The 17,175-nt window shown below is 46.2% G+C and carries 7 protein-coding genes and 1 pseudogene; 4 read left to right on the top strand and 4 right to left on the bottom strand.

Annotated elements, in window-relative coordinates:
* Positions 1 to 3 precede the first annotated feature (3 nt).
* The 3 genes from gltB (DA100_RS13085) to gltB (DA100_RS13075) all read right to left on the bottom strand — a co-directional run bounded on the left by gltB (DA100_RS13085) (position 4) and on the right by gltB (DA100_RS13075) (position 10,912).
* The gene (gene gltB, locus DA100_RS13085; protein ID WP_138972549.1) at positions 4 to 4,467 is read right to left on the bottom strand and encodes a glutamate synthase large subunit; all 4,464 of its coding nucleotides are present in this window, start codon (positions 4,465 to 4,467) and stop codon (positions 4 to 6) included.
* A gap of 428 nt (positions 4,468 to 4,895) precedes the next feature.
* Entirely contained in the window at positions 4,896 to 6,365 is a 1,470-nt protein-coding gene (locus tag DA100_RS13080; protein WP_138972548.1) for a glutamate synthase subunit beta, read from the bottom strand.
* A complete protein-coding gene (gene gltB / locus DA100_RS13075; RefSeq protein WP_138972547.1) occupies positions 6,365 to 10,912 on the bottom strand; it encodes a glutamate synthase large subunit in 4,548 nt (1,515 codons plus the stop codon). Before gltB (DA100_RS13075) ends, DA100_RS13080 begins: the two co-directional genes overlap by 1 nt.
* Positions 10,913 to 11,443: 531 nt before the next feature.
* Between gltB (DA100_RS13075) and DA100_RS13070 the strand changes: the two genes are divergently transcribed.
* The 4 genes and pseudogenes from DA100_RS13070 to DA100_RS13055 all read left to right on the top strand — a co-directional run bounded on the left by DA100_RS13070 (position 11,444) and on the right by DA100_RS13055 (position 15,683).
* Positions 11,444 to 12,391 (top strand): TIGR01212 family radical SAM protein, encoded by a 948-nt coding sequence (locus tag DA100_RS13070; protein WP_138972546.1) that lies wholly within the window; start codon positions 11,444 to 11,446, stop codon positions 12,389 to 12,391.
* 169 nt (positions 12,392 to 12,560) lie between these two features.
* Positions 12,561 to 12,791, top strand: a pseudogene (locus DA100_RS13065) (diguanylate cyclase); the annotation flags it as partial.
* Between the two features lie 82 nt (positions 12,792 to 12,873).
* Positions 12,874 to 15,231, top strand: coding sequence for an aerobic respiration two-component sensor histidine kinase ArcB (arcB, locus tag DA100_RS13060; RefSeq protein WP_138972545.1), 2,358 nt, complete (start codon positions 12,874 to 12,876; stop codon positions 15,229 to 15,231).
* 5 nt (positions 15,232 to 15,236) lie between these two features.
* The gene (locus DA100_RS13055; protein ID WP_138972544.1) at positions 15,237 to 15,683 is read left to right on the top strand and encodes a hypothetical protein; all 447 of its coding nucleotides are present in this window, start codon (positions 15,237 to 15,239) and stop codon (positions 15,681 to 15,683) included.
* 68 nt (positions 15,684 to 15,751) lie between these two features.
* On the opposite strand, the gene tolC is transcribed toward DA100_RS13055, so the two are convergent.
* Complete coding sequence (tolC, locus tag DA100_RS13050) at positions 15,752 to 17,080, bottom strand: outer membrane channel protein TolC (RefSeq protein WP_138972543.1); 1,329 nt, start codon at positions 17,078 to 17,080, stop codon at positions 15,752 to 15,754.
* Positions 17,081 to 17,175: the final 95 nt, after the last annotated feature.

The following is a 17,175-nucleotide window of genomic DNA, read 5'->3' as shown; positions in this document are numbered from 1 at the left end:
TGATTACTGCGCTTGAACGCGAAGTTCTGCGGCACTGCGACTTTGATGACCAAGCAGAGTACTTAAATCTGCTGCCTGCGGTTTAACCAAGTAGAACTTCGGAATCCATTCATCAAAGTTCGCTAGGATGTTTTCTGCGTGGACTGAGCCTGTTTCTTCAAGGTGCTCAGCGATCAAACCGCGCAGGTGTTCTTGGTGGATATAAAGATCCGATAGCGCAATCGCTTCGACAGATTCTTGGTTTACTCGTCCTTGGAACTCTTCGTTCTCATCAAGCACGTAAGCGAAACCGCCTGTCATACCCGCACCAAAGTTAACCCCGGTCGCACCAAGGATAGCGACAATACCACCCGTCATGTATTCACAAGCGTTGTCACCTGCACCTTCAATCACGGCAATCGTACCTGAGTTACGGACACCAAATCGCTCTCCTGCCGTACCTGCTGCGAAAAGTTTTCCGCCAGTCGCGCCATACAAACAGGTATTACCAATAATCGTTGCTTCATTACACTGGAAGGCAGTGCCTTGGTGAGGCTTGATGCTAATTTTGCCTCCAGCCATACCTTTACCCACGTAGTCGTTCGCATCGCCTGTTAGGTAAAGTTCAACACCGCCAGCATTCCAGACACCAAATGACTGACCAGCAGTACCATCTAGGTGAAGCCTAATCGGGCTTGCTGCCATACCTTGATTGCCATAGCGTTTCGCGATTTCACCAGATAAACGAGCGCCAATAGAACGGTCAGTGTTAATTACTTTGTAGAACAAGTCTTTAGACTGACATGCCTCAATAGATTCAAGCGCATCCGAGACAATCTTTTGGTTCAATTCAGCTTTATCAAATGGAGCATTTGATTCCGTCCAGTAAAGAGGGTGGCCTTGTGGCGATATTGGTGATTCAAGAATACCCGAAAGATCTAGCTTGCTCTGTTTCGCTGTTAGCCCCTCAACGGCTTCTAAGAGATCGGTGCGACCGATTAAGTCAGTCAGTTTCTCAACCCCAAGTTGTGAAAGTAACTCACGCACTTCATCAGCGAGGCCGATAAAGTAGTTCATCACCATTTCCGGCAGGCCTTTGAAGAACTCTTTGCGTAAGGTGTCATCTTGAGTCGCAACGCCAGTCGCGCAGTTATTTAAGTGGCAGATACGTAAGAACTTACAACCCATAGCAACCATAGGCGCCGTACCGAAACCGAAGCTTTCTGCACCAAGAATCGCAGCTTTAACGACATCAAGTCCAGTTTTCAAGCCACCATCGACTTGAAGACGAATCTTATGGCGTAGACCATTGGCGACTAAAGCTTGCTGAGTTTCTGCAAGACCCAGTTCCCAAGGGCTGCCAGCATATTTGACCGACGTTAATGGGCTAGCCGCAGTACCACCGTCATAACCTGAGATGGTAATTAAATCGGCGTATGCCTTGGCAACACCCGTCGCAATGGTGCCAACGCCCGGCTCAGAAACCAGTTTGACCGAAATCAGTGCTTCTGGGTTGACCTGTTTTAGGTCGAAAATCAGCTGAGCGAGATCCTCGATAGAGTAAATATCGTGGTGTGGTGGCGGAGAAATCAGTGTTACCCCTTGTACTGAGTAACGTAGTTTCGCGATCTCAGCGGTGACTTTATGTCCCGGTAACTGTCCACCTTCACCCGGTTTTGCTCCTTGCGCTACTTTGATTTGCAGTACATCTGCGTTGGTCAGATAGTGTGGTGTCACACCAAAACGACCAGAAGCAATCTGCTTAATGCGTGAGTTGCGCTCTGTACCAAAACGTCTTGGATCTTCACCACCTTCGCCTGAGTTTGAGTAACCGCCTAAACGGTTCATTGCGGTTGCTAGGGCTTCATGAGCTTCTGGGCTCAATGCACCGATTGACATCGCCGCCGAGTCAAAACGTTTGAAGAGTTCTGTACTCGGTTCAATTTTTTCTAATGGCAGCGGCGTTGACGATGTCTTCAGGTGCATTAAGTCGCGCAGCATAGCAACGGGACGTTCGTTTACCTGCTTAGCAAAGCTTCGGTAATCAGAAGTGTCACCAGATTTTACTGCTTGTTGTAGCGTACCTACGACATCTGGGTTGTAGGCGTGGTATTCGCCGCCGTGAACGTATTTCAACAATCCACCATGTTCAATTGGCTTACGTTTCGTCCATGCTTTGCGAGATAGATTGTAAAGATCTTGCTCGAAGTCTTCGAAGTTCGCCCCTTGAATTCGGGTTGTGACTCCCTTGAAGCAGAGATCGACGACATCTTGGCTTAGACCTACTGCTTCAAATAGTTGAGAGCAACGATATGAGGCAACGGTTGATATGCCCATTTTCGACATGATCTTGTATAGACCTTTGTTGATGCCGCTCTGGTAGTTTTGCATCACCTGTCTATAGCTCTTGGCGATAGCGCCATCATCAATGACTTTTGCTAAGGTTTCATAAGCCAGATATGGATAAACCGCTGTTGCACCGAAACCAAGCAGTACTGCAAATTGGTGAGGGTCTCGCACAGTGCCTGTTTCGGCGATGATGTTGGCGTCACAGCGAAGGTTTGCATCGATCAATCGGCTTTGTACTGCCCCTACAGCCATGGCTGCTGGGATCGGCAATCGGCCTTTTTGTATTGCTTTATCTGAGAGAACCACGAGAACGGTTCCTTCGCGAACCGCTTGCTCTGCCTGATCACAAAGATCAAGAATCGCTTGCTCAAGGTCTTTGTCGTCGGGATTGTAGTTGATGTCTAGTACCGTACTACGGTAGTGCTCATCACTTAACTCAAGTAGTTGCTGCATGTCTGAGTAAAGCAGAACCGGTGAATCAAAGGTTACACGATGAGCGTGACCGTCGGTCTCGCAGAATACGTTCATCTCTTGGCCGACACTGGTCGCCAATGACATGACGTGTTTTTCACGAAGTGGATCGATCGGTGGATTGGTTACCTGAGCGAATTTCTGACGGAAATAATCAGTAATCAATCTCTCTTTAGACGACAACACTGCCATTGGCGTATCGTCACCCATTGAGCCGACTGCTTCTTGTCCCATATCGCCAAGAACACGCAATTCCTGATCAACCTCTTCGTTGCTCATCGCAAACTGCTTTTGATAGGTCTTTAGTTCATCTTCATCGAAGCTACGTTCGCCCACTTGGTCTTCTGGCAACTTAGAGAATGGTGTCAGTTTATGGACATTATTTTCCATCCATTCACGGTATGGGTGGCGATCTTTGAGGTCATTATCGATCTCACTTGATTGCCAAAGTTTTCCACGGCGAGTATCAATAACTAAAAGCTCGCCTGGACCCACTCGTCCTTTTTCTGCGACTTCATCGGGAGCGTAGTCCCAGATACCAACCTCAGACGCTAACGTAATTAACTTATCTTTTGTTATGACATAACGAGCAGGACGTAAGCCATTACGGTCAAGGTTACATGCGGCGTAACGACCATCTGATAAGACGATACCAGCAGGGCCATCCCACGGTTCCATGTGTTTGGAGTTGAAATCATAGAAGGCACGTAAGTCAGGATCCATATCAGGGTGGTTTTGCCACGCTGGCGGAACGAGCATTCGCATCGCACGGAAGATATCCATACCCCCAGCTAAAAACAGATCGAGCATGTTGTCTAAGCTTGATGAGTCTGAACCTGTCTCGTTAACGAAGGGTGCAGCTGTTTGCAGGTCAGGTAGCAGTGGTGACGCGAATTTGTACGCTCGTGCTCGAGCCCATTGTCGGTTGCCTTGAATCGTATTGATTTCACCATTGTGAGCCAGATATCTGAATGGCTGAGCGAGTGGCCAACGAGGCTGAGTGTTCGTCGAGAAACGCTGGTGGAACAAACAGATAGCAGATTCCATACGCAGGTCTGCCAAGTCGAGATAAAACCTTGGTAGGTCGGCTGGCATGCATAGACCTTTGTACACTATGACTTGTGTCGACAGGCTACAGACGTAGAACTCACTATCATCAACAATGCGTTTTTCAATACGGCGGCGGGCGATATATAGGCGACGTTCAATATCGCGTTCACGCCAGCCAGCAGGCGCTGAAACAAAAACTTGCTGAATGTTTGGTAAAGAATCTGCGGCAATTGGTCCGAGTACTGTTGGGTTGGTTGGCACGTCACGCCAGCCAGATACAGTCAGAGTTTCTTGGGCAAGTTCTTGATTGATAATGTCTTTTGCTTGCTGTGCTTTGGCTGGGTCTTGGTTAAAGAAAATCATGCCAACGGCATATTGTTTACCAAGCTTAAAGCCATTTTCTTCGGCAATAAGACGTAGATATGAATCGGGCTTTTGCAGTAATAGACCACATCCGTCACCCGTTTTTCCATCAGCCGCGATGCCGCCACGGTGGGTCATGCGATCAAGTGCTGAAATTGCGGTACGTACCAGTTTATGGCTTGGCTCACCTTCCATATGTGCAATTAAGCCAAATCCACAGTTGTCTTTCTCGAGACTAGGATCGTATAGAGCCATTGCAATTCTCCCTTTGCTTCTCTGTCATCCCGACAGAACTACCAACATTTAAAGGGTTGGTATTTATGACTAACTATTCATTTTAATTGTTATATATCGTATAGATATGCAGTAAATGTTCTTAAAACATTTAACAAAATTTGACGAATTCATTTTCATCGACTTCACAACGTATAGGTTATTATGAAAAAGGTCAAGTTCTTGGTGGAAAATCACGCTAATATACAATTTACCACGGAATACGCTGTAATTATCTATAGAATTCAGTTGGTTAGAATTTTGATTGTTACAAGTTTGCAACATTTGAATGTCAGGGAAATAAAAAAGACCAGCACAATGTACTGGTCAAATGGAAAAGTTTGGAAGGAATGATTGGTTATTCTAAACCACCTAGAATCTAATAAAATTCTTCATCTAGGTGGCTCACTTTATGCGGAAAGCATTAGTGAGTCGGCTTTCGCTTCAAGATTTGAGTTACCCATTAGATAACTATCAATAGCGATTGCACACTCACGACCTTCATTGATACAGCGAACAACCAGAGATTGGCCTGTACGCATATCACCGGCAGCAAACACACCTTTTTGGTTCGTTGCAAAACCATCGGTCGCCACGTTACCACGTTCATCTAGCTTAACACCTAGCTGCGCCAAAACACCGTTTGGCTCTGGATGTAAGAAGCCCATAGCCAAGAATGCCATGTCGCATGGGATGATACGCTCTGAGTTAGCAATTTCTTTAAACTCTGGGCGTTGACCCGGTTGTGCATCTTGCCACACGATGTCAGCAATACGCAGACCCGTCACTTCACCTTTATCGTTGCCAATAAATTCCTTGGTCAAAATGTTCCAATGACGTTGACAGCCCTCTTCGTGCGAAGTGGTTGTTTTCATGATCATTGGGTATTGTGGCCAAGGCATATTTACAGGGCGCTTTTCTGGTGGGAGCGGCATGATTTCTACCTGAGTTACGCTCGCGGCTTTGTGACGGTTTGAGGTACCCACGCAGTCAGAACCGGTATCACCCCCACCGATGACGACAACATGCTTGTCTTTAGCGTGAATCTCTTCACCTTTCAGATCCATGTCGTTAGCACGGCGGTTATTCTGAGCTAGGAACTCCATCGCGAAGTGAACGCCTTTTAGTTCACGGCCTGGTACTGGCAAATCACGAGGAACCGTTGAACCGCCAGTAAGCAGAACAACATCAAACTCCTGACGTAGTTGCTGAGCGTTAACGTCAACACCGATATGTTGATTGACCTTGAACTCAACGCCAGCGTCGGCCATTAGGTTGATCTTGCGATCAATCACATCCATACCCAGCTTGAAGTCTGGGATACCAAAACGCAGTAGTCCACCAACTTTCTCATCACGCTCAAATACAGTAACAGAGTGACCTGCGCTGTTGAGCTGCTCGGCTGCGGCTAGACCTGCGGGGCCTGAACCGATGATGGCGATCGTTTTACCAGTGCGAGAACGAGGCGTTTTAGGTTTTGCGTACCCTTCACGGTACGCAGTTTCGACGATGGTTTTCTCAATGTTACAGATAGTGATTGGATCTTGGTTGATACCTAGTACACAAGCACTTTCACACGGGGCAGGACATACTCGACCTGTGAACTCTGGGAAGTTGTTGGTTGAACTTAGGATGTTCCATGCTTCTTCCCAGCTATCACGGTATACCGCATCGTTGAACTCAGGGATGATGTTACCAATCGGACAACCGTTGTGACAGAAAGGCACACCACAATCCATACAACGAGAAGCCTGAGTATTGATTTTGTCGCCAAACTCTTCGTTTAGAACGAATTCTTTGTTGTTTTCAATACGAACTGATGGGTCGAGCTTCTTTGGAAGCTCACGACCATGTTCTAAAAATCCAGTAGGCTTACCCATTATACTGCCTCCACTTGTTCCGTTTGTGCTTGTTCAGCGGCTGCCTTACGCTTTTGAAGTACCGCCTTGTAGTCGCGCGGCATAACCTTAACCATGGTTTCTAGGCTTGCTTCAAAGTTGTCGAGGAAAGACTTCGCTACTTCACTTCCTGTGAATTGAACCTGCTTAGTGAGCATCTCTTTTAGTAGTTCACGATCTTCAGCTTCGATTGGATCTAGGTCGACAAGTTCAGGGTTCAGCTTAGTTTCAAAGTCACCAGACTTATCCCAAACATAAGCGACACCGCCACTCATACCCGCTGCAAAGTTACGACCTGTTGAACCTAGGATGACAGCAACACCGCCAGTCATGTATTCACAACCGTGGTCACCGATACCTTCAACAACGACTTTTGCACCTGAGTTACGAACACAGAAACGTTCACCAGCCATACCACGAATGTATGACTCACCTGAAGTTGCACCGTAGAAACATACGTTACCTACTACAATGTTGTCTTCAGCGATGATGGTTGACTTCGAGTCTGGGTAAAGAACCAGCGTACCGCCTGATAGACCTTTGCCCCAGTAGTCGTTCGCATCGCCTTCAACCTCGAATTTCACGCCTTTTGCTAGGAATGCACCAAATGATTGGCCAGCAGAACCGGTGAACTTAACGTTCATTGGTTTTGGTAAACCTTGGTCTTTGTACACTTTCGAAATTTCATTCGATAGCATGTTACCAGCAGAACGGTCAGTGTTAATGATCGGGAACTCAGCGTTAACGGCTTCGCCTTTCTCAAGCGCAGGGATTGCAGCTTGAATCAGTTTGCGGTCAAGAACCTGTTCTAAATTGTGGTTCTGTTCAGTCTGATTAAAGACACCATCGTTTTCACGGGCATGCTCAATGTGCAGTACTGGAGATAGATCAAGGTTCTTGTATTTCCAGTGACCAATATCTTCGCGAACTTTCAATTTCTGCGATTGACCAACCATCTCATCGATGGTGCGGAAACCGAGCTCTGCCATGATTTCACGTAGGCCTTCTGCCATGTATTGGAAGAAGGTTACGACGTCTTCAACACGACCATCAAAACGTTCACGTAGGGTCTTGTTCTGAGTTGCGATACCAACAGGACAGGTGTTTTTATGACACTTACGCATCATGATACAACCTTCAACAACCAGTGCCGCTGTCGCGATACCCCATTCTTCAGCACCAAGCAGTGTTGCTACCGCTAGGTCACGAGGTGTTTTCATCTGACCATCTGACTGAACTACGATACGGTTACGTAGGCCGTTTTTCAGTAGTGTCTGGTGTGTTTCTGCTAGACCCAGTTCCCAAGGCAGACCTGTATGGCGAATCGAAGACATTGGTGATGCACCTGTACCACCGTCAAAACCAGCGATAAGAACCACATCCGCCTTCGCTTTCGCTACACCAGAGGCAATCGTACCTACACCGGCTTCTGATACCAGTTTGACGTTAACTCGGCCAGCACGGTTGGCGTTTTTCAAATCAAAGATTAGCTGAGCCAAATCCTCAATTGAGTAGATGTCGTGGTGAGGAGGTGGCGAGATTAGACCAACACCTGGTGTGGAGTGACGAGTCGCACCAATCCAGTCATCAACCTTATCACCTGGTAGCTGACCACCTTCACCCGGCTTCGCACCTTGAGCCATCTTGATTTGTAGCTCATCGGCGTTAGTTAGGTAGTAAGACGTCACACCGAAACGACCTGAAGCAACCTGTTTGATTGCTGAACGCTCCCAATCACCATTCTCTTTACGCTCGAAACGAGAAGGGTCTTCACCACCTTCACCTGAGTTCGATTTAGCACCAATGCGGTTCATCGCGACTGCGAGAGTAGAGTGTGCCTCGTAAGAGATCGAACCAAATGACATTGCACCGGTAGCAAAACGTTTAAGGATGTTTTCAATCGGCTCCACTTCTTCTAGCGGGATAGAACCTGCTGGATTCTTAACGAAATCGAGCTGGCTACGTAGCGTTGCTGCGTTATCGCCTTGATCATCAACCGCTTTCGCATATTGCTTAAACTGAACATAGTCTTTGTTACGAGTTGATTGTTGAAGCAGTGAAATAGTTTCAGGGTTAAACAGGTGTTTTTCACCACGCTGTTTCCACTGATAAACACCACCAACATCCAGTACTTGAACAGGGATTTCACGTGTTGGGAAGCCAATACGATGACGTACAAGCACTTCTTTGGCGATGTCATCAATAGTAAGACCTTGGATACGCGAAACCGTACCAGTGAAGTACTTGTCGACAACAGACTTGCTGATACCCAGAGCTTCAAAAATTTGTGCACCGTGGTACGACTGCAAGGTTGAAATACCCATTTTCGAGAAGATCTTCAATAGACCGCCGTTGATAGATTTGCGGTAGTTCTCGAACAGTTCTCGAATATTGGTTTCAGGATCCAGTTTTTTGATGCGTTGCAGTTCAACCATAGTCTCAATAACTAGGTATGGGTTGATTGCGTTTGCACCGTAGCCAATCAGAGTCGCAAAGTGGTGCGTCTCACGAGCATCACCTGTCTCGATAACTATGTCACACTTAGCACGGAGACCTTTACGGATCAGGTGATGGTGTACAGCGCCAACGGCGAGCATTGCTGGAATAGCTGCGTGGTTAGAGTTTACTGCGCGGTCTGTTAGCAAGATGATTGAGTAACCATCGATCACGGCATCTTCTGCATATTGACAGATACGCTTCAGTGCACGCTCTAGCTTGCCTTCATCTTCACTTGCTTGGAATACGATATCTAACGTCTTAGCCTGTAAGTGCTCGTTATCGATAGCACGCAGTTTTTCAAGCTCAGAGTTTGAAAGTACTGGCGATTCAAGCTCAACTTTTTGACAGTGCAGTGGTGACTCGGCAAGAAGGTTCTGATCCTTACCTAGGTAAGTATTCAGAGACATAACCATACGCTCACGAATCGGGTCGATAGGCGGGTTAGTTACCTGAGCAAATAACTGTTTAAAGTAGTTTGAGAGGTGTTGCGACTGGTGCGAAAGGATCGCAAGTGGCCAGTCGGCACCCATAGCCGAAAGCGGCTCTTTACCATCACGAGCCATAGGAACGATAATCTCGTTCACTTCTTCTGAGCTCACGCCAAATGCTTGCTGCTTGTGCAGAAGCTTCTCCGGTGACGGTTGGCTGAATTCGTTGCTCGCATCCGGCAGTTTCTTCAGGCTGAGCAGATTCTCTGCTACCCATTTCTCGTAAGGCTGTGCTGATGCAATGCCGTCTTTTACTTCTTCATCAGAAATAATACGCCCTTGCTCTAGGTCAGCAACGAAGATACGACCCGGTTGTAGGCGACCACGGAATTCGACGTTTTCTGGTGCAATATCCACAACACCAGACTCAGACGCCATGACTAAGAAATCATCTTTTGTCACTGTGTAGCGAGAAGGGCGAAGGCCGTTACGGTCAAGAGTTGCACCTACCTGAACACCGTCAGTGAAACACACCGATGCAGGGCCGTCCCATGGTTCCATGACGTTGGCGTGGTATTGGTAAAACGCACGACGAGTTGGATCCATGTTTTTGTTTTCTTGCCACGCTTCTGGAATCATCATCATCAATGCGTGTGGCAGGCTACGACCCGAAAGAACCAGAAGTTCTAGCGCCATGTCGAAGTTAGATGAGTCGGAAGCACCTTCCTGACAGATAGGCAATAACATATCGATTTCAGCTTGAGTAAACAGGTCTGATTCGATGATCGCCTCGCGTGCTTTCATCCAGTTCAGGTTACCGCGAACGGTGTTGATTTCACCATTGTGAGCGATGTAACGGAAAGGTTGAGCTAAGCGCCATTTCGGGAAAGTGTTGGTTGAGAAACGAGAGTGAACCAGCGCAAGTGCTGTCACCATCGTTGGATTCTGTAGATCGAGGAAGTACTGTGGTACTTGCTCTGTTGTCAACTGACCTTTGTAGACAAGTGTTTTGTATGACATTGAGTTGATGTAGAAATCATCACCAATGTTAGAGACACTTTCTAGACAGACTCGAACTGTGTAGTTACGTAGTACGTACAACTTACGCTCTAGCTCTTCAGGCGTGATGCCAGGACCACCAGAGATGAATACGTGTTCGAATTGCGGTTCAGTGCTTAAAGGGTCAGCACCGATCATTGAGTTGTCTGTCGGCAAGACACGATAGCCGATAACATCGAGCTCTAGACGTTTAGCATTACGTTCTAGGATATCGCGACATTGCGCGCGTTTGTGTTCGTCTTTTGGGAAAAGCACCACACCAACGCCGTATTTCTCGAAAGAAGGCAGCTTGATACCAAGCTTAACGGCTTCTTCTAACAGAAATTCGTGTGGTTTTTGTAGCAAGATACCAGCGCCATCACCTGAGCAAGGATCACATCCTTGACCACCACGGTGCTCCATCCTTGCAAGCATATCAAGAGCTTGCGTAACTACTTCGTGCGATTTACGGTTTTTTAAGTGAGCAACAAAACCGATACCACAAGCGTCATGCTCCAATTCAGGAGTGTACAGACCTTGTGAAGTTTGCTCTCTATCTACCATGGATACATCCTTCCAGTTCAAATAGGCGCAATTGGGCTAGTCGAAACTAGTTCTACGTCCTGTCCTTTATTTTTATGATTCGAAGTCAGCCTAGCTGGCGACTTTGATTCCATTCCGTCTCTCGCTGAAAAATATGGCGAGAAAAACAATCCTTGGTGAAATCCAGTTTTTTTGTATCACAATCTAGTGATTTATATAGGTAGGAGTAGGAGTTCACCGATGTTTTGCCAAATTTTAATGTAATAAAAAACACAAAATGCAGCAAAATCTGTAAGTATCCTACAATTTACTCAGCACAAAATGCAATCAAAAGTCGTGCTTGTTGCCCAGATTTTTTGCGTTATAAATTGATATTATGTTTAACTTTTGCTTAACAATTGGCTTGAGGCACATTATTTCTGCATGTTTATTGACTTTGCATAACAACAACCCCGTTTGAAAACGTTACATTTATTCCCAAATTGCTTTCAATATTGTAATTAAATTACACAGATCTTAATGATATTTATTTCGTTTTAGGCAAGGGTAAAAATGCAACTTCACGAGCTGGTCAACACTATTGGACAAGACTTACAGAGAAGGTACGGGGAAAAAGTTCATAAACTGACACTGCATGGTGGGTTCAGCTGCCCAAATCGAGACGGCACGATTGGCCGTGGTGGATGCACATTTTGCAATGTCGCTTCGTTCGCTGATGAAGCCGCGCAAATAAAAACTATCCATGAGCAGTTAATCGATCGAGCTGGAGAGATTTCTCGAGCCAAGCGCTACCTTGCCTATTTTCAGGCTTATACAAGTACTTATGCCGAAGTACAGGTACTTAAAAACATGTACGAGCAAGCATTGAAAGCGGCTGACATTGTGGGATTGTGCGTAGGGACTCGTCCTGACTGTGTTCCTGATGCCGTCCTAGAACTGTTGGCAAATTACGTCGAACAAGGGTACGAAATCTGGCTGGAGCTCGGTTTACAAACGGCAAACAATCAGACGCTAAAGCGCATCAACCGAGGCCATGATTTCGAATGTTATGCTGAGATTACTCGACGTGCACGCGCACTTGGCATCAAAGTTTGTACGCACCTGATTGTGGGCTTACCCAGAGAAACACGTGAAGACAATATCGCGACAATGAAGCAAGTATTGGCGGTTGGCACGGACGGCATTAAACTTCATGGTCTTCATATTGTCGAAGGCAGCACCATGGCCAAAGCATGGAAAGCGGGCAAGTTGGCAGCTCCAGAGCTCCAAGAATACGTGTCGATTGCCAGTGAGCTAATACGTATGACACCTCCCGAAGTGGTGTATCACCGTGTCTCTTCAGCAGCACGTAGACCTACGTTATTGGCACCTTTATGGTGTGAAAACCGTTGGTTAGCCATGACTCAAATCGGTCGTTCTCTACACCAGTTAGGGGCGCAAGGCTCTTTGATAAATCAACCATTTGAATATACAAGGCCGATATTAAAGGCTGATAATTAAGCAATAAGCTGATATCTTTTGTACCCTTATAAAGATTATTCATTGAGTCAGAGTTATAAATGGAGCAAGTATTAGTTTGGTTGTGGGACTCTACCCGCGGGCACGGTTTTGACTTTGTTGTCATCCTACTTGCTATTTTTGCAGCAATAGCTATTTATGCGAAAAATCAGGCGCACTCTTAGTGGCTCAGCGTATTCATGAAGGTGTGGCTGAACTTGCTCTAGAGCATCAGAAATCTGAGGTATCCAACCAGATCACGACCAGTATTGGTCTTGTTTCGATTGTGCCTAAACCGATGACCAGCAGCGAAACGATTATCGCTTTGGCTGACAGTGCTTTGTACCAAGCAAAAGCCAACGGTCGCAATCAGACCTGTGTGCATCACACATCAGAGAATTAGCACTTTTTGTTGTAAGGATTCCTTTAGCTGTCGGTAGTGAAAACAGGTAATATTTAACGACTGTTACCGTGCGGAGTTCTCGATGAAGCCGATTAAAAATCTTGCGCAGTATTATGTCGATTTGTTAGTCAAACTGGGCATTCTGCGTTTTTCTATTCTTCTTGCTTTGGCCTTGGTGGCACTTGCTGTTGTTGTCCAAGTCGGAATTACTCTTGTTTTAAGTGGGCACGTCGATGACATCGACATCGTACGCTCAGTTTTCTTTGGCTTATTAATTACTCCTTGGGCGGTGTATTTTCTATCGGTGGTTGTCGATCAATTGGAAGAATCGCGCCAACGTCTCTCCAAGCTTGTCTCGAAATTGAAAGATATGCGTTCACGAGATCAGGAACTCAACCACAAGCTTCAACAAAACATTGCCAAGCTTAATCAAGAAATTGAAGAGCGTATTAAAGCTGAAGAAGCGCGTGAAGAAGCGATGAAAGACCTTGAGAATGAGGTCTATCAGCGTGAGAAAACACAGGTCGAATTGGCGGAGAGAACCGCACTGCTACGTTCGTTTATTGATGCTTCTCCTGACCTTATTTACTACCGCAACGCAGAGGGCGTTTTCTCCGGCTGTAACCGAGCAATGGAAGAGCTGACGGGTAAGAAAGAGAGTCAACTGGTCGGTCTGACACCTTGGGATGTTTACAGCAAGGAAGTCGCTCAACAAATTGTTGATACAGACCAGAAAGTTTTCTCTGATAATCAAGCGCTAACTTATGAGCAGTGGCTTGAGTATCCTGATGGACGTAAAAACTATTTCGAATTGCGTAAAGTCCCTTTCTACAGCAAAGAGGGCTGTCACTTAGGTCTGGTGGGCTTTGGCCGTGATATCACAGAGCGTAAGCGCCATGAAGAATCGCTAGAAAAAGCCAGCCGAGATAAAACAACATTTATATCGACGATCAGTCATGAGCTACGCACCCCCCTTAACGGTATCGTTGGTTTGAGTCGAATGCTGCTTGATACTCAGCTTACCGAAGAGCAGCGTAACCATATGCAGACCATTAATGTCAGTGCAATTACCTTGGGTAACATCTTCAACGACATTATTGATATGGACAAGTTTGACCGCCGCAAACTCGAACTTTATCCATCGACACTTAATTTTGAAGAATTTGTCGCAGAGATGGAGAGCATCTCTGCATTGATGGCGTCGCAGAAAGGGCTGCGCTTTGATCTGGAACGTCTGAGCGAACTGCCTAGTGCGATTGAAGTCGATGCGACTCGTCTCCGTCAGGTACTTTGGAACCTCGTCAGCAATGCGATGAAGTTTACCAAAGAGGGAGGGGTGGTGATGACGGTCAGCTCTGAGATAGAAGACCAACACGCTCATATTACGATGGAGATAGAGGATAGCGGTATCGGTATCCCAGAAGCTGAGCTCGAAAAAATCTTTGCCATGTACTATCAGGTCAAGTCTGGGAAAGACAACCTGCATGCAGTCGGAACAGGTATCGGTCTTGCTGTGTCAAAGCAGCTAATCAATATGATGAACGGCGATATTACCGTCTCGAGTGAAGAGGGATTTGGCAGTACTTTCACCGTCACTATCAGTGTGCCATTGGCAGAAGTTGAAGAGTCTTTATCATCAGTGGCTGCACCATCGCAAGAACTCAATATCTTTATGGTTGAGGATATTGAGCTCAATATTACGGTTGCTCGCTCACTGCTAGAGAGTATGGGACATGAAGTTTCTGTTGCCATGACAGGTATGGAAGCGATGGAAATGTTTGATCCTGAAATTTACGACTTGGTGTTCCTAGACATCCAGCTACCAGACATGACCGGGTTTGATGTTGCAGAATACTTTAGACGCACATACTCGGATCTGCCGCCATTGGTAGCCTTGACGGCCAATGTCATCAAGAACAAACAAGAGTACCTTGATAAAGGGATGGATGATGCGATCAGTAAACCTCTTTCAGTGACTGCGGTGCAAGAGGTTCTGGCTAAGTTTACTCAAGGAGAGGTGGAGCAAACCAAGTATCAAACCGTCGAGCCCGAAGTGATCGCCGAAGGTGGGGAGATCTATTCTCGTATACTTGACCTAGATATGCTTGAGTCCTATGTCAGTATTGTTGGGCCAGAGCCTGTACTTAGCAGCATAGAGATGTTTGAAGAGATGATGCCAGAGTACTTGCAAGTGTTGGACTCAAATATGGTTGCCAAGCATCAGGAAGGTATAGTTTCAGAGGCTCACAAAATTAAAGGAGCCGCAGGCTCTATTGGATTAAAGCATATTCAGAGCGTGGCGCAGAAAGCGCAGTCGCCAGATTTTCCAACTTGGTGGGAAAACATCGACGATTGGGTTGAAGAAATAAAGAATGAGTATGACAATGATATTCATATCTTGAAAGAATGGTTACAACACCACTCGGAACGACAAAGGTGAATCAAATGAAAAAGTTAGCAGCACTCTCACTTGGTGTGGCGTTAATGGTGGGCTGTACTTCACAACCTGTAGGCTGGGAGCAAGGCAACCAGTTGGAATTCGCCGATACCACTGTAGTACTCAAAAGTAATCTTTGGATCAATAAGATGCCCACCATTGGCGAAGTGCAAGACAGTACTCTACATGGTGCGCTCTATTTAGAATCTGACAAACCCTTACCAGCGGAGCTAGATGTTGAAAGCGTGTCTATTCAGCAAGGTGATCAGAGCTGGATTATCGACGGGGACTTACTCGAACTTCGCACCCATAATCAGAACCAGTGGGAAGTTGTGTTTGTATGGCAAATTCCCCTCGATTTGGACCAACCAGTTGACGTGGCATTGCATATCAAACGCGAAGAAAAAGTGGATTGGTTAGTCGAGAAAAACGTCAAGATAGATACCGTCTACTAACGCAGACAGATAGAAATAAAAAGGCTTGCTCCAATCGAGCAAGCCTTTTTTATCGAATGATTAGTGCGTTATTTGCTCGCCGTTTTGAGACCAGCATTAACATCGAGGATGTCTTGCTCACTCAGTGTACCAACGGCTTGACGTAGCTGAAGCACACTTAGAATGTAATCGTAACGAGCGTTAGATAGGCTCTTATTGGCATCGTATAGACGACGAGTAGAATCTAGAACGTCAACAATGGTACGTGTACCAACATCAAACCCCGCTTCTGTTGCTTCAAGGGCTGATTGTGCCGAGACAACGGTCTGCTCGTAAGCACGCAGCGCTCCAATTGATGCGCTGATATTGTTGTTGAATGCACGAACATCTTTCACAACACTGCGGTAAGCAGCTTCAAGATCTTGGCTTGCTGCAACATAGCTGTATTCAGCCTGTTTAGTTTGCGAGCTAATGTTGCCACCTGTGTATAGTGGAACATTCAGATTGACGCCAATGTTGAAGTTATTGGTTGTGCCGTTTGAGTTGATGCTGTCTGAAATATCGCCGTAGTTGTATCCACCATCAAGTGTTAGCGATGGTAGGTGTCCTGAACTGGCTAGCGAAATGTTGTCTTTGGCTACGTCTTGCGCGATACGTGCAGATAGCAAGCTTAAGTTTTTCTCTTGGGCTTCGTTTACTAGTGCATCAATTGCCGTAGATGTCTTACTTGCTGAGAAACGCTTAGTATCAAGAACATCAAGATTCGAGTGCTCTTGACCGGTAATTTCACGCAGACCTTCGTAGCTGTTGACTAGGCTGTTTTGTGCCAATACTTCATCAGCGAGTACTGCGTCGTACTGTGCTTGAGCGTCATGTACGTCAGTGATTGCTGAAAGCCCAACCTCAAAACGTTGCTTCGTTTGCTCTAACTGACGGCCAACCGCTGCTTTCTCTGCCTGAACAAACTCTAGGTTGTCTTGTGCACGCAATACATCAAAGTACGCGGTCGAAACACGCAGAATCAAAGCTTGTTGTGCTGCGGCATAAGACGCATCTGCTTGGCGTGCCGATTTTTCAGATACATCCAGAGCAACCCAGCTAGAACGTTGGTAAAGTTCTTGCGAGAAGTTGATGCCAGCTGTTAGCGCATTCTTATCGTTGTCAATAGTACTACCCGCGTCCAAATCCGTGTCGCCACGTGTTAGGTTGTAACCAGCAGTCAAATTAATTTGTGGTAGAAGTGTTGCACGGCTAGAGGTCACGGCTTCAAAGGCAGCATCACGCTGGGCTGCGGCACTAAGTAGCGTTGGGTCATTCTCTTTTGCTTGATTGTAAATGTCTGCCAGAGTATCAGCGAAAGCGTGAGTACTTAGGCTGCCTAGTGCTGCACTGATAACTAGTGGAAGCAGTTTCTTCATAGGTTCAATTCCTGCCAAAAAACGAAAAATATTAGTCATCAAGAGTTTAACTCAATTGATGGCAATTCACTCGAAAACTTTGCAAAGTTTTACAC

It is taken from the genome of Vibrio sp. Hep-1b-8 (assembly GCF_006124995.1).
GTDB lineage: Bacteria > Pseudomonadota > Gammaproteobacteria > Enterobacterales > Vibrionaceae > Vibrio.
The sequence above is the reverse complement of the archived record's forward strand: the minus strand, read 5'-3'. Positions and strand labels throughout refer to the sequence as shown.